The organism is Roseovarius sp. CAU 1744, assembly GCF_039839345.1.
Taxonomy (GTDB): Bacteria; Pseudomonadota; Alphaproteobacteria; order Rhodobacterales; family Rhodobacteraceae; genus Roseovarius.
In genome coordinates, this window is the sequence record NZ_JBDOQV010000013.1 from 32,395 (window position 1) to 50,953 (window position 18,559).

20 protein-coding genes and 1 tRNA gene are annotated in these 18,559 nt (G+C 62.4%); 10 read left to right on the plus strand and 11 right to left on the minus strand.

The window, feature by feature from the left end; translation table 11 throughout:
• The 3 genes from speB to AAFO92_RS21795 form a co-directional block, all read right to left on the minus strand.
• Positions 1–957 (minus strand): agmatinase, encoded by a 957-nt coding sequence (gene speB / locus AAFO92_RS21785; protein ID WP_347538926.1) that lies wholly within the window; start codon positions 955–957, stop codon positions 1–3.
• A 147-nt stretch (positions 958–1,104) separates the two neighbouring features.
• A tRNA-Leu gene (locus AAFO92_RS21790) sits at positions 1,105–1,190 on the minus strand.
• 102 nt (positions 1,191–1,292) lie between these two features.
• On the minus strand, positions 1,293–2,579 hold the full coding sequence (locus AAFO92_RS21795; RefSeq protein WP_347538928.1) for a peptidoglycan-binding domain-containing protein: 1,287 nt from the start codon (positions 2,577–2,579) through the stop codon (positions 1,293–1,295).
• Positions 2,580–2,667: 88 nt separating this feature from the next.
• On the opposite strand from AAFO92_RS21795, the gene lipB reads away from it, so the two are divergent.
• Positions 2,668–3,351 carry a lipoyl(octanoyl) transferase LipB gene (lipB, locus tag AAFO92_RS21800; RefSeq protein WP_347539102.1) on the plus strand — a complete coding sequence of 228 codons (684 nt, stop codon included), beginning with the start codon at positions 2,668–2,670 and terminating at the stop codon, positions 3,349–3,351.
• Positions 3,352–3,600: 249 nt separating this feature from the next.
• Positions 3,601–4,071 carry a hypothetical protein gene (locus tag AAFO92_RS21805; protein WP_347538930.1) on the plus strand — a complete coding sequence of 157 codons (471 nt, stop codon included), beginning with the start codon at positions 3,601–3,603 and terminating at the stop codon, positions 4,069–4,071.
• A gap of 153 nt (positions 4,072–4,224) precedes the next feature.
• Here the strand turns inward: AAFO92_RS21805 and AAFO92_RS21810 are convergent, their stop codons facing one another.
• The gene (locus tag AAFO92_RS21810; RefSeq protein ID WP_347538932.1) at positions 4,225–5,502 is read right to left on the minus strand and encodes a DEAD/DEAH box helicase; all 1,278 of its coding nucleotides are present in this window, start codon (positions 5,500–5,502) and stop codon (positions 4,225–4,227) included.
• 349 nt (positions 5,503–5,851) lie between these two features.
• On the opposite strand from AAFO92_RS21810, the gene AAFO92_RS21815 reads away from it, so the two are divergent.
• The 4 genes from AAFO92_RS21815 (at position 5,852) to AAFO92_RS21830 (ending at position 8,834) form a co-directional block, all read left to right on the plus strand.
• Positions 5,852–6,265 carry a Fur family transcriptional regulator gene (locus tag AAFO92_RS21815; protein WP_347538934.1) on the plus strand — a complete coding sequence of 138 codons (414 nt, stop codon included), beginning with the start codon at positions 5,852–5,854 and terminating at the stop codon, positions 6,263–6,265.
• A gap of 60 nt (positions 6,266–6,325) precedes the next feature.
• On the plus strand, positions 6,326–7,195 hold the full coding sequence (locus AAFO92_RS21820) for a DMT family transporter (RefSeq protein WP_347538936.1): 870 nt from the start codon (positions 6,326–6,328) through the stop codon (positions 7,193–7,195).
• 88 nt (positions 7,196–7,283) lie between these two features.
• Positions 7,284–8,558, plus strand: a complete 1,275-nt coding sequence (eno, locus tag AAFO92_RS21825; protein WP_347538938.1) for a phosphopyruvate hydratase — start codon at positions 7,284–7,286, stop codon at positions 8,556–8,558.
• 114 nt (positions 8,559–8,672) lie between these two features.
• Positions 8,673–8,834: a hypothetical protein gene (locus tag AAFO92_RS21830; RefSeq protein ID WP_347538940.1), complete on the plus strand. Its 162-nt coding sequence runs from the start codon at positions 8,673–8,675 to the stop codon at positions 8,832–8,834.
• A 74-nt stretch (positions 8,835–8,908) separates the two neighbouring features.
• On the opposite strand, the gene AAFO92_RS21835 is transcribed toward AAFO92_RS21830, so the two are convergent.
• The gene (locus tag AAFO92_RS21835; RefSeq protein ID WP_347538942.1) at positions 8,909–9,184 is read right to left on the minus strand and encodes a glycine zipper 2TM domain-containing protein; all 276 of its coding nucleotides are present in this window, start codon (positions 9,182–9,184) and stop codon (positions 8,909–8,911) included.
• A 196-nt stretch (positions 9,185–9,380) separates the two neighbouring features.
• On the opposite strand from AAFO92_RS21835, the gene AAFO92_RS21840 reads away from it, so the two are divergent.
• On the plus strand, positions 9,381–9,812 hold the full coding sequence (locus AAFO92_RS21840; RefSeq protein WP_347538944.1) for a cupin domain-containing protein: 432 nt from the start codon (positions 9,381–9,383) through the stop codon (positions 9,810–9,812).
• Between the two features lie 105 nt (positions 9,813–9,917).
• Positions 9,918–10,463 carry a fasciclin domain-containing protein gene (locus AAFO92_RS21845; protein WP_347539104.1) on the plus strand — a complete coding sequence of 182 codons (546 nt, stop codon included), beginning with the start codon at positions 9,918–9,920 and terminating at the stop codon, positions 10,461–10,463.
• 140 nt (positions 10,464–10,603) lie between these two features.
• Here AAFO92_RS21845 and pgi read toward each other — a convergent pair whose 3' ends face one another.
• Genes pgi through zwf form a run of 3 tightly spaced genes read right to left on the minus strand, consistent with a single transcriptional unit; the run spans position 10,604 to position 14,339 of the window.
• The gene (pgi, locus tag AAFO92_RS21850) at positions 10,604–12,214 is read right to left on the minus strand and encodes a glucose-6-phosphate isomerase (RefSeq protein ID WP_347538946.1); all 1,611 of its coding nucleotides are present in this window, start codon (positions 12,212–12,214) and stop codon (positions 10,604–10,606) included.
• Positions 12,215–12,216: 2 nt separating this feature from the next.
• A complete protein-coding gene (gene pgl, locus AAFO92_RS21855) occupies positions 12,217–12,888 on the minus strand; it encodes a 6-phosphogluconolactonase (RefSeq protein WP_347538948.1) in 672 nt (223 codons plus the stop codon).
• Complete coding sequence (gene zwf / locus AAFO92_RS21860; protein ID WP_347538950.1) at positions 12,885–14,339, minus strand: glucose-6-phosphate dehydrogenase; 1,455 nt, start codon at positions 14,337–14,339, stop codon at positions 12,885–12,887. Before zwf ends, pgl begins: the two co-directional genes overlap by 4 nt.
• A 181-nt stretch (positions 14,340–14,520) precedes the next feature.
• Here zwf and AAFO92_RS21865 point away from each other — a divergent pair, with 181 nt between their 5' ends.
• The gene (locus tag AAFO92_RS21865; RefSeq protein WP_347538952.1) at positions 14,521–15,474 is read left to right on the plus strand and encodes a radical SAM protein; all 954 of its coding nucleotides are present in this window, start codon (positions 14,521–14,523) and stop codon (positions 15,472–15,474) included.
• A 60-nt stretch (positions 15,475–15,534) separates the two neighbouring features.
• On the opposite strand, the gene AAFO92_RS21870 is transcribed toward AAFO92_RS21865, so the two are convergent.
• Positions 15,535–15,981 carry a MarR family transcriptional regulator gene (locus tag AAFO92_RS21870; protein WP_347538954.1) on the minus strand — a complete coding sequence of 149 codons (447 nt, stop codon included), beginning with the start codon at positions 15,979–15,981 and terminating at the stop codon, positions 15,535–15,537.
• A 70-nt stretch (positions 15,982–16,051) separates the two neighbouring features.
• On the opposite strand from AAFO92_RS21870, the gene AAFO92_RS21875 reads away from it, so the two are divergent.
• Positions 16,052–16,381 carry a hypothetical protein gene (locus tag AAFO92_RS21875; protein WP_347538956.1) on the plus strand — a complete coding sequence of 110 codons (330 nt, stop codon included), beginning with the start codon at positions 16,052–16,054 and terminating at the stop codon, positions 16,379–16,381.
• Between the two features lie 156 nt (positions 16,382–16,537).
• On the opposite strand, the gene AAFO92_RS21880 is transcribed toward AAFO92_RS21875, so the two are convergent.
• Both AAFO92_RS21880 and AAFO92_RS21885 read right to left on the minus strand, forming a co-directional pair.
• Positions 16,538–17,557, minus strand: a complete 1,020-nt coding sequence (locus AAFO92_RS21880; RefSeq protein ID WP_347538958.1) for a molybdopterin-binding protein — start codon at positions 17,555–17,557, stop codon at positions 16,538–16,540.
• Positions 17,554–18,516 carry an XdhC family protein gene (locus AAFO92_RS21885; protein ID WP_347539106.1) on the minus strand — a complete coding sequence of 321 codons (963 nt, stop codon included), beginning with the start codon at positions 18,514–18,516 and terminating at the stop codon, positions 17,554–17,556. Before AAFO92_RS21885 ends, AAFO92_RS21880 begins: the two co-directional genes overlap by 4 nt.
• Between the last annotated feature and the right edge of the window lie 43 nt (positions 18,517–18,559).

Genomic DNA, 18,559 nt, shown 5'->3' on the forward strand with positions numbered 1-18,559 from the left:
CTAGGCGCGGTGGTGCAGCATGCGCCCGATCGTGTTCATCAGGATCTGCGCTGCCAGGATCGCCGTGGTGCCGGTATGGTCGTAATCGGGTGCCACCTCGACCAGGTCCAGCCCGACGATGCTGCCCCGACGGCAGAGCCCGTCCAGCAGCTCCAGCACCTCGTAATAGAGAAATCCGCCATGGCTGGGCGTGCCGGTGCCGGGCGCGATCGACGGATCGAACCCGTCAATGTCGATGGTCACGTAATTGCGCACGCCTTCGGGGATACGCGCCAGCACCCCCTCGACACCCAGCGTGCGGAATTGCCGGACCGACAGGATGTCCGACCCCATCGCGCGGGCATCGCCATAGCCTTCCCTGGCGGTGGACGAGACATTGCGGATCCCGATCTGGCTGAGGCCGGTGACATAGGGTTTCTCCGCCGCGCGCCGCATCGGGTTGCCATGGCCGTAACGCACCCCGTGGCGCTCATCGACGAAATCCAGATGCGCGTCGATCTGGACGATATGGATCGGTTCCTGCCCCTCGAACGCGTTCACGCACGGAATATTGACCGAGTGATCCCCGCCCAGCACCACCGGGATCGCGCCCGCCTGCAGGATCTGCCGCACGCCCTGTTCGATATTGGCGTGGCTCTTGATCGTGTCCGTATGCACGATATCCGCATCACCAATATCGACGATCCGCACGTTGCCGGCGGGCAGATAGGTGATGTCATCCTCGTGGTCGTAAGCACCACCATGGCCAAAGGAAAACAGGGTCGAGGCCTCGCGGATCGACCGCGGCCCAAACCGCGCGCCGGACCGGAATTGCGTTCCGAAATCGAACGGCGCCCCCAGCACCGCCACATCGGCGTCTATCGCGTCCCAGTCCTGCACATAGGGGAATTTGCCAAAGGTCGAGATGCCGACAAATGGCAGGTTCAACCGCCCCGATTCATACCCGTGTCCGCTCATCGGCTTCCCCCTTCTCTCGGCCAGTGACCCTGAGCACAGTGGGCAAGTGTCAGCGCGCTGCGTCAGATACGGATCAGTTTCCGTAACATCCGCCGCCAGTCAACCGGTTTCACCGCCATTTTCGGCAACCGTCGATTTCAGAAGAGTTGGTGCGGTCGAGAAGACTCGAACTTCCACGGGTGTTACCCCACAGCGACCTCAACGCTGCGCGTCTACCATTCCGCCACGACCGCACATCTAGGCTTGGTGGCGAGGCTATACCAACGTGCCCGCGGCTTGTGAAGCAGTTTTTGACAGGTTTTTGTGGCGGGGCCGCCGGAGCGGCCCCGGCTGGTCTACTCTGCGATGGTAAAGCTCGGCAGGCCTGTTCCCGTCGCTGTCGTGCCCCCGCCCGATGCCTGGCCGGCCGATTGGGTGACGGCGGCGCGGATCAGGTCGGTACGCGCGGGGTTGTTCGGCACAAAGACCGGCTTGCCGCTGCGCTCGACCGCCTCCAGCCCGGTCTGGTACCAGGTCAGCGCCAGGTCGGGACGGCGGGCCGCACCGAAGCCTTCGTTCAGGTGGTGGCCCATCAGCTCGGCATAGCCGGTTTCCCCAAGGGCCGTCAGCAGCAGTGCAGACCCCAGGGCGACATCCATGTCATCGGTCCGATAGCCGACCGACAGGCAAATCCGTGCGGTGCCAGCCAGCTGGGCCGGAGCCATGCCCGAGGAAAGAATGAAGCTGCTGACATCCGAAACCACCGTTTCCTGCGGTTTCAGCGACAGCGCCGTGAGGTAGGGCTTCATCGCCGGCGCAAAGCCTTCGCATTGCTGTTCCAGCGACGCCATGTTCAACCCTTCGACGCGGCTTGCCAGTTCCTCGCCCTCGGCGATCGCATAGGTCCGCGCGACGCAGAATTGCTCATTCAGGGTAAAGATCGGATCGGTCATGCTGGCCTGGGTCACGAAGCCGCCATTGCTGTTGGTGACAAGGCTGATCCTGCTGCAATGCGAGGCCAGCGAGGGGCCGGTCGTGGCGGCATCGCCCATCAGGTTCGGCAGGCCTGCCGCCTGCGGCTGTTCCTCCGGTTCCGCAAGCGCCAATTGCTGCGTCTGCTCGGTTTGAACCGACGCCGTGCTGACACCCGCGGCTTCATCACGATAGGCGTGCAGCAGGCCGCGTGTGCCGCCCCGCTGGGCGATCAGCTGCGATGTCGCCACACCGCCCGACTGCGCCCGGTGATACGAGCTGACCAGGAACTGGCGTTCGTATTCCGTGAGATATCCGGTGATCGGGTAGTTCATATGCGCCTGGTACTGGGATACCGCGTTGCGCGTATTGCGCCCCTGCACCCCGTCCGGTGTCCCTGCAGGAAATCCGAAATAGTTCAGCGCGATCTGGTTTTCGCGCACCTGCGCGCGTGCAGGGCTGTAACTGCGCGGCACATTCTTGTATATCACGCGCGGCTTGGCCCGCTGGCGTTCACGGTGCTTGGCGGATTCGTTGACGATGATGCCGCTGACCGCGCCCCCGACCAGCCCGCCGACAATCCCGTCGCCGATATCTGCCGCAACCTTGGTCGCAGGGGTCATCGCCACCGACGCCGCGGCGCAGATCATAGCGATACGTTTTGAAAACATGGTTTTACTCCCTTAAATGACTAGCGTGTATTGGCCGATAACCTAGCACATTTTTTCCGTGCCCAAAGTAAGGAATACCTCCGTGTTGCTGCCCGACCCTGTCGAATACCATCAAAATGCCGTGCAATGGCATGTTTCGGCAGAGCCCGTCCCCTACGATGTGGCTGTTGCGGAAATGGAAACACGCGTTGCGCGAATCGCCAGAAACGAAGCCCCCGAGGCGATCTGGCTGCTGGAACACCCTCCGCTGTACACTGCGGGCACCAGCGCGAAACCGCAGGATCTGACCGACCCGGACCGCTTTCCCGTCTATGCCAGCCAGCGCGGCGGGCAATACACCTATCACGGGCCGGGGCAGCGGGTGGTCTATGTGATGCTGGATCTCGGCAAGCGCGGACGCGACGTGCGCCGATTCGTTCAGCAGCTCGAGAACTGGGTGATCGCCACGCTGGACCAGTTCAACGTAACGGGCGAAATCCGCGAAGGGCGTGTCGGTGTCTGGGTTCCGCGCGACGACAAACCGCTGACCGCAACAGGCACCAAGCCCGAAGACAAGATCGCCGCCATCGGCATCCGCCTGCGCAAATGGGTCAGTTTTCACGGGATTTCAATCAACGTCGAGCCCGATCTGGAGCATTTCAGCGGCATCGTCCCCTGTGGTATCTCCGACCACGGCGTCACCAGCCTGGTCGATCTGGGCCTGCCGGTGACGATGACGGATCTGGATGTGGCGCTGCGCAAGACCTTCGACCAACTGTTCGCGATTCCTTGAGGTCCGAGATGCGGACATTGCAGTCATTCGCTGTTTGGTATGTCGTGTCTTCTTAATCCATCTCAGTAGATAGCGCGAAAAATCAATTTCCCCATATAGATGTTGCATCAACACTCTTCTACACGTTGTTGTCGAACGACTGGACAAAGTGGAACATACGTCAGTAGTGTTTTCCTACTCTGCTGCAATTTACAGCAGCAGAAAACACAGGTGTGAAACAGACTTTCTTTGCACTAAGGATGCAAATTTTTGAGCCAGTCGAAGCCACTGAGAGATGCAATGAAATTGCACTTTTATCCGTTTGCAAAAGAACAAGGGTTCGTACGCGGAAAGGCTAGCTCTTTGATTGCACCCTTCTCTCGTGTCGAGGGCGACATGGTGCATTGGTTTGATTTGCAATGGGAAAAGTATCTTCGTCCCTACTTCGTAGTGAATTTCTGTGAGTTTCCTTTCGAAGGCACGTCTGCCTTGAAGGAGCAGTTCGTAGACAAACCTGAACACCGCGGCGAAGGCTATAACTATGGTGGACGACTACAGCGCTCCCGGGGCGGAGACCTGTACCACTGGTTCAGCAATGCGAAGCCGCTGGGTAAAATACTCCGCAGCTTTAGTTTTACTTATACGCCAGAACAGGCTGTGGGAGAATTGATTGACAGTTTTGGTGAGCTTGAAGCTTGGTGGGAATCTAAGCTGGAAGGCCCTCATATCTATATCTTTTGAGTGAAATTTTCGCATAGCCGACCTAAGGATAGTGCACAGAACCAGGCAATTTGGGCTCAACGCCGCCGTGTGGCCTGCCCGGTTCGACCTTGCTTGTTTTGAACGAGGCAAGAACCCACGGCAAGGATGAACCGCCGCCGTGGGTTCGGCCTGTCATGCCGCCTTGCGCGCCGCCTTGTTGCGGCGGCGCCGGTTCGGGCGGCCGCCACCCGGTTTCTGACCCTGCGGCGCGGCGCCTGGTTTGCGGGATCGCCGGCGGGCACCGCCCCGCCCCTTGGGCTTGGCCGGTTCTTCAGGTTTCTCCCACGGCCTGCCCGAGGCGACGGGAATGGTGATGCCCATCACCTTCTGGATGTCCTTCAGCTCGCCCATCTCGTCGGGTGCGCAGAACGCCACGGCCATGCCGTCACGCCCGGCCCGCGCGGTGCGGCCAATGCGGTGAACATAGTTTTCCGGTACGTTGGGCAGATCGAAGTTATAGACATGCTTGACGTCCGGGATGTCCAGGCCGCGCGCCGCCACGTCGGTGGCGACCAGCACCTTGACCTGCCCCTCGCGAAACGCCCTGAGCGCGCGTTCCCGCTGTCCCTGGCTCTTGTTGCCGTGAATCGCGGCCACGGCGAAACCCGCGCCCTCCAGTTTTTTCGCCAGCTTGTCCGAGCCATGCTTGGTGCGCCCGAATACCAGCGCCAGTTCCTCTCGGTGCTGGTCCAGCAGTTCGACCAACAGGCCGGGCTTCTCGGTCTTGGCGATGAAATGGACCGACTGGGCAATCTTGTCCGCGGCCTTGCCCGGCGGGTTCACCTGCACACGCTTGGGATGGGTCAGGTAGCTGGCCGCGATCTCTTCCATCTGCTTGGGCATGGTGGCCGAAAACAGCATGGTCTGGCGTTCCGCGGGCAAAAGCCCCGCGATCTTGCGCAGCGCATGGATAAAGCCCAGGTCCAGCATCTGGTCGGCCTCGTCCAGCACCAGAAACCCTGTTGCATCAAGGCGCAGCGCGCGCCGGTCCAGCAGGTCCAGCAGACGCCCCGGTGTGGCCACCAGCACATCGGTGCCACGCTCCAGCCGCTTGATCTGTGCGTTGATCGAGGCCCCGCCGACGACGACGCCGATCCGCACCGGCGTGTCCTTGACCAGCGGCATCAGCGCATCGCGGATCTGGCCCGCCAGTTCGCGCGTGGGTGCCAGGATCAAGCTGCGCACCGTGCGCGGCTCAGGCTTGCCGCGCATCTCCATCAGCTGGGCCAGCAGCGGCAGGCCAAAGGCCGCGGTCTTGCCGGTACCGGTCTGGGCCAGGCCCATCACGTCATGGCCATCCAGCGCATGGGGAATGGCATGGGTCTGGATCGGTGTCGGTTCTTCGATGCCCGATGCCAGCAGTTTCTTCACCAGCGGGGCGGGCAGCCCCATTTCCGCAAATAGGTTCACTTCGTTCCTTTCGGGCCGCACCGGTGGCACGACACTTGTTCATCGACCCCGCGCCATCAGGCCCCGGGGTCGTTTTCGTGGTTCCGCCTCGACCCTCACCAGGTGCAACATCGCGCCCCGGCCGGTCAGACGTCTGGCCCCACGCGTGATTTTGGGATCATATCGGCGACATTTCACTTTTCTCTGCGGCTGCCTCATTGGTGGCAGCATTTCTGCTCACGCGGCAGGAAATGTCGGTTGCGCGCTACATGGTGGGTTGCGGCGAAGAAGTCAACCGAAGCTTTCCGGCTGACTGGAAACCGTTGCAAATTCCCGATATTGCAGGCCCACCGAATGACACGAGGATCCGATGAGAGAGACCATCACAACCCGCTGCCGCGACAAGGGACTGCATATGACCCCGCGCCGCCGGATCATCGCCGAGATACTCGAGGCGTCGCAGGACCACCCCGACGTGGAGCAACTGCATCAGCGGGCGCAGGCGCGCGACGCCGCGATTTCCATCGCCTCGGTCTACAGCACCGTAAAGCTCTTCGAAGAGGCGGGCATTCTCGACAAGCTCGAATTCGGCGACGGCCGCGCCCGGTACGAAGATGCCGACCGCGCCCATCACGATCACCTGATCGACATGAATTCGGGCGAAGTCATCGAATTCGTCGATCCCGAGATCGAGGCGCTGCAGGAAAAGATCGCCACAAGGCTGGGGTACCGGCTCAGGGGTCACAAGCTCGAACTTTATGGCGTTCCGATCAAGAAAGACTGAACTTGCCAATCGCGCGCGCCGCGCGTAGGGCTGAGATCTGAAACGACCCCCGAGGCAGTGATGGACAACATTCGCGGCAGTGCGCTGATGGTTCTGGCCATGGCCGGTTTCGCGCTTGAAGATACTTTCATAAAATTCGTTTCCGCCGACCTGCCGGTTGGGCAGATCCTGTTCATGATGGGTATCGGCGGCGCGGTAATTTTCGGCGCGATCAGCGTGTTGAAAGGGGATCGCTTCGTTTCACGGGATTTCCTCGTAACGCCGGTCCTCCTGCGGAACCTGGGCGAGATGATTGCCGCCTTCGGCTACATCACCGCCCTTACCCTGATACCCCTGTCGACGGTTGCGGCCATCATTCAGGCCACCCCCCTTTGTGTCACGCTGGGTGCCGCGCTTTTCATGGGCGAACAGGTCGGGTGGCGCCGCTGGAGCGCGATCGTCGTCGGCTTCTTCGGCGTGTTGCTGATCATTCGCCCCGGGCTGGAAGGGTTTCAGCCCGCATCGCTTTTTGCGGTGATCGGTGTCGCGGGGCTGGCCCTGCGTGACCTGTCGACCCGGGTGGTGCCGCCGTCCGTGTCGTCGATGCAATTGTCGGGATATGCCTTTGCCACCGTCATTCTGATCGGGCTGGCCCTGCTGGTCATTGATGGCGGCGCGGTCCAGCCCTCGGCCACGAACTGGTTGCAGTTGGGCGCGATGATCTTCTTCAGCGTCGTGGGATATTACGCCATCGTCGCGGCAATGCGGATCGGGGATGTTTCCGCCGTCACGCCATTCCGCTATTCGCGCCTGGTGTTCTCACTGATCCTCGGCATCGCGATCTTCGGCGAACAGCCCGACTGGCTGACCTATACCGGCGCCGCGCTGATCATCGGCAGCGGGCTCTATTCGATCCTGCGCGAGCGGCGGCTGGCGCGGGTGGTGGCGTGACCTCTGTTAGCGCTACCAGGTCGCATTTACATTCCCGCAGCACCTGCTATGACAGCCGCAAAACTGACTGCCAGCCGAGGGACGGATCATGAGCACAATCATCGACATTCACGCGCGCGAAATCCTCGACAGCCGGGGCAATCCCACGGTCGAGGTGGATGTAATCCTGGAAGACGGCACAATGGGCCGTGCCGCGGTGCCGTCGGGGGCGTCGACCGGCGCCCATGAAGCGGTGGAAAAGCGCGATGGCGACAAGAACCGGTACATGGGCAAGGGCGTGCTGGAGGCCGTGGCAGCGGTGAACGGCGAAATCGCCGAGGAACTGCAGGGTTTTGATGCGACCGAGCAGGTCGCCATCGACATGGCGATGATCGAACTGGACGGCACCCCCAACAAGGGCCGCCTGGGTGCAAACGCCATTCTCGGCGTCAGCCTGGCCTGCGCCAAGGCGGCGGCGGATTACTCGGCCCAGCCCCTGTTCCGGTATGTGGGCGGCACGTCCGCGCGCGTGTTGCCGGTGCCGATGATGAATATCATCAACGGCGGCGAACATGCCGACAACCCGATCGACATCCAGGAATTCATGATCATGCCGGTCAGCGCGGGCAATATCCGCGACGCCGTGCGCATGGGTGCCGAAGTGTTCCACACGCTCAAGAAAGAGCTTTCGGCTGCGGGCCTTTCCACCGGCATCGGCGACGAGGGCGGCTTTGCCCCCGACATCGCCTCGACCCGCGAGGCATTGGATTTTATCCTGAAAAGCATCGAGAAGGCCGGGTACAAGCCAGGCGAAGACATCTATCTGGCGCTTGATTGCGCGGCCACTGAATACTTCAAGGATGGCCGCTATGTCTTTGCCGGAGAGGGGGTTTCCCTGACACCCGAAGAGAATGTCGGATACCTCAAGGCTTTGGTGAACGACTATCCGATCATCTCGATCGAGGACGGGATGAGCGAAGATGACTGGGATGGCTGGGCGGCGCTTACGGCCGAGATCGGCGACAAGGTGCAGCTGGTGGGCGACGATCTGTTCGTGACCAACCCGGCGCGCCTGGCCGAGGGGATCGCCCGCGGTGCGGCGAACTCCATGCTGGTCAAGGTCAACCAGATCGGCAGCCTGACCGAGACGCTCAAGGCGGTCGACATGGCGCACCGCGCACGCATGACCAACGTGATGTCGCACCGCTCGGGCGAGACCGAGGATGCCACCATTGCCGATCTGGCCGTGGCCACCAATTGCGGGCAGATCAAGACCGGCAGCCTCGCGCGTTCGGACCGGCTGGCAAAATACAACCAGCTCATCCGGATCGAGGAAGCGCTTGGCGAAACCGCGCAATATGCCGGGGCGTCAATTCTGCGCTAAAACGGTGGCGTTCGCGCAGTCAGTTGACCTGGATCAACGCCGCGTTCCCGCCCCGCTGATACCCCCCCTTTTGTAACGGGCTTCACGCCCCGACATCAAAAGGAGAACACTCGAATGTCGGCAGTTATCAGACTGGTTTCCCTACTCTTTTTCGTGGTCACGCTTTCGGCCTGTGCCGATCCCACGACCTATCCGATTTCCAGGGAGGAATGCAGCCCCAATGACCCGGTTCACGATCTGGATGCCGCGTTAGGATCTTGCCCCGCTGCAATCTGAACTGCGGTGACGCGGGCATTCAAGAAATCAAAGGGCGCGGGATCCATTCGCGCCCTTTTTCGTTGCGGGCACATTTATGGGCAAGGCGCCTCGTAATAGGTGCCGTCGCCACGGGCATAGGCACAGGTGTTGCGGGCCTGGTTCTGCGCGACGACAGTACCCGCAGCGGCCCCGGCAAGCGCCGAAATCACTTTCCAGTCGCTATCGGCACCAAACGCCTCGGCGGCGATCAGGCCCGCCGCCGCGCCGCCCGCGGCACCGGCGACCACACGCCCCTCCTGCGTCATGTTCTCACAGCCAGACAGGACCATCACGGCGCTGCTGGCGATTGCAAATAACCAATTCTTCATGATTTCTTCCTCTATAAAGTTCGAGCATCCTACGCCGTGATCAACGCGGTAATGCGCACGAAGTTCCGCCGTCGCGGGGCTAGCAGCGGATAATCGCCGTGGCGCGCCAAGGTGCCAATCATCCGCCTCGCGATGAACCGGGCCGCCGCCGCCAAATGCCCTTTTCCTTCGTCTGACGGCACGCTAGCTTGCCGCCATGATCGCAGAAGAAGTCATTGACCTGCTTGGCCTTACCCCGCATCCCGAGGGCGGGCATTACCGGGAAACCTGGGTTGCCGACGGCGCCGGGCGCCCCGCCGGCACCTGCATCTATTTCCTGTTGCAGGGCGATGAGACGAACCACTGGCACAAGGTCGATTCCGCCGAGATCTGGCATTTCTACGCCGGCGCACCGCTGATCCTGTCGATCTCCGGGACCGATGACGGCCCTGCCGCGCAGCATCGGCTGGGCACTGACCTGGCAGCAGGTGAACGGCCCCAGATCATCGTCCCGCCCGGTCATTGGCAGAAAGCCACCTGCACCGGCGATTACACGCTGGTCGGCTGTACGGTGTCACCTGGTTTCTCGTTTGAAAACTTCACCTTGGCCGCCCCAGGATTCGATATCCCGGGTGCAGACCAGGACTGACAGAGAATTTTCTTCACCTCCGCTGAAACTTTTTCCCGCCCTGCGCCGTGGTTGTCGGTACATGGGCCCGAAAAGCGGGCCATTAACGGAGGAAGACCTTTGAAAATCGCGAAAAAAATCACTCTTGCCGCGGCCTTGACAGCCATTGCCAGTGCCGCCCCGGCCGGAAATCCGATGGTCGGCGGTGCGCCGATGTATGAACAGAAAACCATCGTCGAGAATGCCGTCAACTCGGCCGATCACACGACACTGGTTGCCGCGGTCAAGGCCGCCGACCTGGTCGACACCCTGAATTCGGACGGCCCCTTTACCGTGTTCGCCCCGGTAAACGCTGCCTTTGCCGCGCTGCCCGAGGGCACGGTCGAGACGTTGCTGAAGCCCGAAAACAAGGCCATGCTGCAAAAGGTTCTGACCGCGCATGTGGTGGCCGGTGACTGGTCGGCCAAGCAGATCGCAGAGGCCGCACGCAGCAGTGCCGACGGTTTCTACCACTTCAACGCGGTGTCAGGCGATGCGCTTTCGGCCCAGGTGAAGGGCAACAGCGTCTACATCTATGACGAGTCGGGCAATGCCTCAAAGATCACGATTGCCGATGTGGATCAGTCCAACGGTGTGATCCACGTGGTCAATTCAGTGCTGGTTCCGAAATAAACCGCCAGCACCAAACTGTTCCGGGGCTTGCTGACCGCAGCCCCGGTTGGGCGGGCGGTATCCTGGGGGAAGAGTATCAACTTTGCCAGTTTCCATACCCGCTCGTCCGGCCCGTGCACCATGCGCGCGGGCGGGGCGGATCAGCCGGATGTATTTCGTGCAAAGTCAACCAGTTGCCGGGTTGATCCGTCCCTTTCAGCCGCGTCGGCCTCACCGGTCAAGATCGACTCCAGCTCCGTCGCCAGCACCTTGCCCAGTTCCACCCCCCACTGATCGAAGGAATTGAGGCCCAGAACGACCCCCTCGACAAAAACCCGATGTTCGTAAAGCGCCAGTATCTGCCCCAGACGGCGCGGCGTCAGCCGGTCGTAGATCAGCGTGGTTGACGGCCTGTTGCCGGCAAAGACGCGGTGCCGCGCCTGGCGTTCCAGCTCCGCTCCGGCAAGGCCCTTGTCAGCCATCAACGCACGCGCCGCATCAAGCGAGCGTCCGCGCATCAGCGCCTCGGATTGGGCCAGGCAATTGGCCACCAGCAGGCGGTGGTGATGGGTCAGGTCAGGTTCGTGGCCCTGCGCGGCCACCATGAATTCGCAGGGTACCACCTGCGTGCCCTGGTGAATCAGCTGATAGAAGGCATGCTGGCCGTTGGTTCCCGGCTCGCCCCAGACAACCGGACCCGACGGGCCGTCAATCGCCTCGCCCGCCATTGTTACCCGCTTGCCGTTGGATTCCATCTCGAGCTGCTGGAAATAGGCCGGCAGGCGTGCCAGGCGCTGATCGTAGGGCAAGACGGCACGTGTGGGAAAACCGCAGACCTGGTGGTGCCAGAGACCGGCAAGCGCCAGCATCACCGGCATGTTCTTTGCCAACGGCGCCTCGCGGAAATGGGTGTCCATCGCCTCGGCCCCGGCCAGAAACTCACGAAACCGCTCGGGCCCGATGGCCAGCATCAGCGACAGCCCGATCGGCCCCCAGATCGAATATCGCCCACCAACCCAGTCCTCGAAGCCGAAAACACGCTCCGGCGCGATGCCGAAGTCGGCGGTCCTGTCCTCGGCGCTGGAAAGGGCGGCGAATTGTCTGCCCGGCTCTGCCACCGACGCCGCCATCCATTCCTGCGCCGTTCTGGCGTTGGTCATGGTTTCGATCGTGGTGAAGGTTTTCGAGGCGACGATCACCAATGTCGTCGCCGGGTTCAGCCCCTTGAGCGCCTCGGAAATATCCGCCCCGTCCACGTTCGACACGAAATGACAGCGCGGCCCGTCATGGTAAGGGCTCAGCGCCAGCGTGCCCATCTCGGGGCCCAGATGCGAACCGCCGATGCCGATATTGACGACATCGCTGATGATCCCTCCGGCGCCCTGATAGGCGCCGTTTCGCACCCGGTCGGCGAATTCCGCCATCCGCTGCAGCGTTGCCCGCACACCGGGCATCACGTCCCGTCCGTCGACCGTAACGCCGCCACCCGACAGGTTGCGCAGCGCCGTGTGCAGCACGGCCCGCCCCTCGGTCTCGTTGATCGGTGCGCCCCGGAACATGGCATCGCGCCGCGCCGGTACCTCTCGTTCCTGCGCCAGCGCTACCAGTGCGGCACGGGAGTCGTCCGTCAGGTAGGTCTTGGAATAGTCGAACAGCATCCCGTCGAACCGGGTGCTGAAATCCCCCGCCCTGCCCGGATCGGCAAACAGGTCGATCATGTCGCTCTTGATCGCCCGCGCCGCCTGCGCCTTCAACTCCTGCCACGTGGTCATGTCTATTCAGCCCAGTGCACGGTCATGTCGGACAGCACAGCGCCGACGGGCGCCTGCGTATGGGGCAATCCGCGGGCGCGCTCGAGCGCGGCGCGTTTCGGCTGGCCCGTGATGACCAGGTGTTTGGAAATCGCCTCGTTCAATACCCGCGCCGACAGGGTCACACGCGGCTCTGGCGCGCCACCGCCACGCATCGGCACGAGGATCGGCGCATCCCGGGCCAGCGCCTCCTCGATCCGGTCCGCCCCGGGAAACAGCGACGCGGTGTGCATGTCCGACCCCATCCCCAGCAACAGAACCGAGATCGGCAGAGCAGGCGCAATCACCGCCTCCAGTTCCGGTAGCACGTTTTCTGGGTTGTCGGCCTTGGCATAGAGCGGCACCAGACGCGCCCTTGCCGCGCGGCCGGTCAGCAGGCGCTCGCGGATCAGGCGCGTGTTCGAGCGCACATGCACCTCGGGCACCCAGCGTTCGTCGCTGAGCATCACGTCAACGCGCGACCAATCAAGGTCGGCATCGCAAAGGTCGTCGAAAATGGGCCCCGGCGTGGACCCGCCCGGCACGACCAGCAGGGCGCGATCCTCGTGATCGAGCGTGGCCCGCAGCCGGCCCGCCAGAATGTTGGCCAGGTTGATCGCCAGCATCTCCTGATCCGGATAATCGATGATATTCATGCCTTGATCTCCCGCCAGCGGCGCCCGTCCCGGTGCATCAGCATCAGCGCGTCATCCGGCCCTGAACTGCCCGTGGAATAGGCGATCGGCACCTCGCGGCTGTCATCCCAGGCCTCGATGATCGGATCGGTCCAGGCCCAGGCTGCCTCGACCTCGTCGCCGCGCATGAACAGTGTCTGATTGCCCCGGATCACATCCATGATCAGCCGCTCATACGCGTCGGGAAAATCAGCCTCATCCGGCCCCAGAACCTCGGCAAAGGTCATGTCCAGCGGCACATCCACAAGGCGCATCCCGCCCGGCCCCGGCTCCTTGATCGTCACGCCCAGTTCGATCCCCTCGTTGGGTTGCAGCTTGATCGTGAGGATGTTGCGGTGCCGTCCGGCATCCTCTTCGAAGATCGAATGCGGCGTGTCCTTGAACACCACCGCGATCTCGCTGGCGCGTTCCTTCAGCCGTTTGCCCGTGCGCAGGTAGAACGGTGTTCCCGCCCATCGCCAGTTGCTGACATGCGCCTTGAGCGCCACGAAGGTCTCGGTCGTGCTGTCGCGGTTTTCCACCTGGTTGCGATAGCCGGGACGCTTGCCATCGCCTTCGTACTGGCCACGCACGATGTTATCTGGTTTGACCGGGTCAAGCGCACGGATCACCTTGAGCTTTTCGTCACGCACGGCGTGCGGATCGAACTTGGCCGGCGGTTCCATCGCGATCAGGCAGAGCAGCTGCATCAGGTGGTTCTGCACCATGTCGCGCATCGCCCCCGAACGGTCATAATAACCGCCGCGCGTGCCCACGCCCACCTCTTCGGCCACGGTGATCTGGATATGGTCGACATACTGGCTGTTCCAGAGCGGCTCAAAGAGCATATTGCCGAAGCGGACCGCCATCAGGTTCTGCACCGTCTCCTTGCCCAGGTAATGGTCGATCCGGTAGATCTGGGTTTCGTCGAAATGCTGCGCCAGCACCCGGTTCAGTTCCTGCGCGGATTTCAGGTCTCTGCCAAACGGTTTCTCCACGACGATCCGGCAATCGCTGTCGGCCATCCCGTATTTGTGCAGACGCTCGGCCAGCTCGCCGAACAGACCGGGCCCGACAGAGAAGTAATAGGCACGGATACGGTCCGATTTGACCAGCTTGGCAAGGGCTTTCCAGCCAGTCGCACCCTTGGCGTCCACGGTCACGTAGTGCAGCATCGCCAGAAACCCGTCCAGCCGCCCCATGTCGCACCCTTCATGGTCGGAGAACTCGGCGATCGCCTCCGACGCCATCTTGCGGAAATCCTTATTGTTCAGCTCGGTTCTGGAGGCACCGATCACGCGCGAGTCGGTCCCCAGCTGCCCCGCGCAGAACCGCCGGAAAAGCGCCGGCAGAATCTTGCGCCGCGCCAGATCGCCCGTGCCGCCGAAGATCACAAGATCAGCGGGTTCAACCGGAATGATACGCGACACCATTTGACGACTCCTGCCGTTTTACCGCCCTGCCGTAATCACCCCTCAGGTCACACCGTCCGGAGCGCAATCACAACTCTAACATGCTCATGGCTGTTCACAATGGTGTCAGTATCCTTTCGCCCACTTCCCTTGCATGGAAGGACGGGATAAGCCGAAAAACAAAGGGAAATCGGGTAGTAAGATGAAAGACACCATTACCACACCGGCAAATGCCGGCAAGTTTCAGAACCCGGAGGTTACCGCCGACGGGCAAGCGCGGGCAACGGTGGCGCTCAGTCACCCGGAGACCCTGTGGTTCAACACCGGCACGCTTTGTAACATCGAGTGCCTGAACTGCTATATCGAAAGCTCCCCCACCAACGACCGGCTGGTCTATATCACCACCGATGAGGTCCGCGACTATCTGGACCAGATCGAGGAGCGAGGCTGGCCGATCCGCGAAATCGCCTTTACCGGCGGCGAGCCCTTCATGAACCCCGAGATGAACGGCATGGCCCGCGCGGCGCTGGAGCGCGGCCACGAGGTGCTGATCCTGACCAATGCGATGCGCCCGATGATGCGCAAATCAGTCCGCGCCGGATTGCTGGAGCTGGCTGCGGAATATCGTGATCGGCTCACCCTGCGCATTTCGGTCGATCACTGGTCGGAAACGCTGCATGACGACGAACGCGGGCCAGGTGCCTTTGCCCGCACGCTCGAGGGCATGGGCTGGCTGCGTGACAATGGCATCCGCATGGCCGTTGCCGGGCGCACCGTATGGGGTGAGACCGACGCGCAATCGCGCGATGGCTACCGCGACCTTTACGCCCGGCACGGGTTTGCGATCGACGCTGATAACCCCGCCGAAACGGTTCTGTTCCCGGAGATGGACGAAACCGCCGAAGTGCCCGAGATCACCACCGATTGCTGGAGCATCCTGAACAAGTCACCCGACGCGGTGATGTGCGCCTCGTCGCGGATGGTGATCAAGCGCAAGGGGGCCGCGAAACCCGCCGTTCTGGCCTGTACGCTGCTGCCCTACTCGCCCGAGTTCGAACTGGGCACCACCCTGGCCGAAGCCGAACGCGATGTTGCGCTGAACCACCCGCACTGCGCCAAATTCTGCGTCCTGGGCGGCGCCAGCTGCTCGGCCTGATAGGGATAACAGCACGTACATCCCGATTTCCGCTTTGCGGGACAAAGCTGTCGTCCCGTTTCAACAATCTGCGCGAGACAGCAGAGACCGCAGCCGCTGCAATAACCTAATCGCGTGTTCAACCTCATCTAGGTCGAGACTTTCGGCCACGTCGCCCAGCCACATCTGCCGGACTCGGTCGGCCTTAGAATAGACTGACCGGCCTTGCTCCGTCACCTTTACAAGCTGCGCACGCTTGTCCTGGGGGTTTTCTGTCATTTCGAGCAAACCCTCATCAACAAGCAAATTCGTCAGGCGTTGAACGGCTTGGCGTGACGCGCCTGCTTCTCTCGCAATTTGTGAGACGGTATGAGGTTCTGATGTCCGAATGACGGCACCAAGAAGCTGCCAGCGAGCACTGCTGAGACCGAACGGCGCCACCTTTTCGTCACCCGCCGCAATTAGGCAGCCGTTCAAGCGAAACACTTCAAGCACGAGGCCCCCAAGCTTGTCAGCTCTTGCATCCATACTTGATCCTCCCACTCAATTTTGACAACATGGTGTCAAATCTGCAAACACAATACATTAGGAGCCTACCGTGTCGGAAGAGCCATTTTTCAGGATCGACAAATTCAGCGTTCCAGCCGCATCCAGACCTCGCTTCATTGAGCGCCTAAGGCGGACGCATGATGCTTTGGGCGAAGCAACGGGCTGTGAGCAGAATATGATACTTGAACAGATCGAAGGCACGGGGCGTTTCAACATCGTCACCTTCGTCCGGTGGCGAAATCGCGCTTGCTATGATGAAGCAAGTAGCGCGGCGAAGGAGCGGCAGAAGCGCACCGGTTTCAACCCTCAGGTCTTTATGGACGAACTTGGTGTCGTGTCAGACCTTGGAAACTATGCTTGCCTGAATGAAGACAGCTAAAGGGCTCGAAGCAGCTGTTTCCGCCGCGCCTTCCAAGGTCTTTCGTACCATGTCTCGGGTCGGCATACACGATCCGGATGGCTGGGGTTCCGCCGGAGATTACGGGTGTGGTTGCTGCCGCGCGCGGGGCTTCTTGTGACAAGGCGCAATCGTGATCTAGTCCTGATCTGACGCGTGTTCCCCGGTCGGCTTTCGCGCGGTGCGGGGCTGTGGTCTGGTCGGGATTTCCTTCAGCAATCCGCCGACGCCCATTCGGGCGATCTCGGCATCGCCCACGGGGATACCGCAGGCCACGCGGGACAATATCCAATCCGCCCCGTGCAGCACCGGCGAACGGGCACTGCCGGGCAGGCCGATAACCTTCTTGCCGCGATACTCGCCCAGAAACAGCAGATTGCCCGGATCCACGGGCATCCCGAACCGCTCCATTCGCCCGCCAGCCCGCACCAGGGCCGCGGGCGCCGTGTCATGGGCATCGGAGGTGGCCGAGCCGGTCAGGATCAGGATGATCTCGCCCGTGGCCGCGCGCACGCGGTCCGCGATGGCGCCCTCTTCATGGCGGCAGGAGAGGGATTCGCTCAGCCCGATATCCAACGCGGCAAGGCGGTTTTCGATGGCCTCCACCCCCTTTGACCCCGGCCCGCCGGCAATTTCGGACACGATCAGGCTGGCCGTCCGGCAGATCGGCCGTGCCAGCGTGATCGCCCCGCGCGCTGCCTCGCAGGCCGCCTCAACCGAGGATTTGCTGACGCCGTAGGGGATGATCTTGACCGTCGCGACCATGCCGCGCGGGTGGATTTGGTGAAATGGTGGCACGGTGGCAACGGTGATCGCGGGATCGACCGCGTTGGCGGCATGGATCGCATCCGCGTCAAGTTGCACCACGCCCGGATGTTCGGCGATCAGGTTCACACGGCCGGTAAAGGCCTCGCTGGATCTGAGCGATGTGCTGCCGCCTGCCAGTGCCGCCGCCACTTCGCCGGCGGCCGCATCTTCGTGCAGATCTGCGGCCTCCAGCCGCGCGACGACAATCTTGTCATGCCCTGCCGCGCTCAGCGCCTGCAGATGCGTGTCCTCCAGCCGCAACCCCTTGCGCAGCCGCCCCCCGGGCAGGCGCACCGAATGGGCCAGGATCGTGCCCCTGGCCTGCACCACCGGCAGCGGGCCGAATTTCACGCGCCCTGCCTCAACACGCGGGTCATCTCTGCCAGGATCGCAACCGCGATTTCCGTCGGCCCGGACGCGCCGATATCCAGGCCAATCGGCCCGTGGATACGCGCCAGCTGATCGTCGGAGAACCCTTTGGCCGTCAGTCTTTCAAGTCGCTTCGCATGGGTCCGGGTAGACCCCAGGGCGCCGATATAGAACACCTCAGAGCCCAAGGCCTGTTCCAGGGCCGGATCGTCCAGTTTCGGATCATGGGTCAGCAGGACCAGTGCGGTACGGGTATCCAGCCCGAAGGCGCGCACGCCTTCGTCAGGCCAGTCATGGACAAGGGTTTCCCCGGGAAATCGCGCTTCCGAGGCGAAACTCTCGCGCGGGTCGATCAGCAGCGGGTCATACCCGGCGATCCGTGCCATCGGCACCAGGGCCTGGGCAATGTGAACCGCGCCGACAATGATCAGCCGCAGGGGCGGGTTGTGGATTGCAACGAAGGTTTTGCCATCCTCCTCGAAACCTGACCGGTCCATCCGGAACCGCGCCTCGAAACCATCGCGCACCAGCGCCCGCCCGTCTGGGCCGGTGACATAGGCAACCGGCTTTCGCGCGGTCCGCGCATCCACCAGCGCGGTCAGAACCGGCTCGCGCATCACGCTTCCCACGGGTTCGACCAGAATCCGGATCGTGCCCCCGCATGCCAGGCCCACCGCAAAAGCATCACCATCGCTGACGCCATATTCCAGCATCACCGGCTTACCCGCTTCGATGGCGTCCAGCGCCTCGGCCACCACGGCCCCCTCGACGCACCCGCCGGAGACCGAGCCGGCAATCTCACCTTCGCCGGAGATCGCAAGCTGGCTGCCCACGCGGCGCGGCGCGCTGCCCCAGGTCTGCGTCACCGTGGCCAGTGCAGCCCCCTTCCCCTCGCGGTGCCACCGCAGCGCGGTTTCAGGCATATTGTCGAACAGTTCCATCGCGCCTTCCAGCCTGGGAATCCTCGCGGTCATTCCAAGCGCC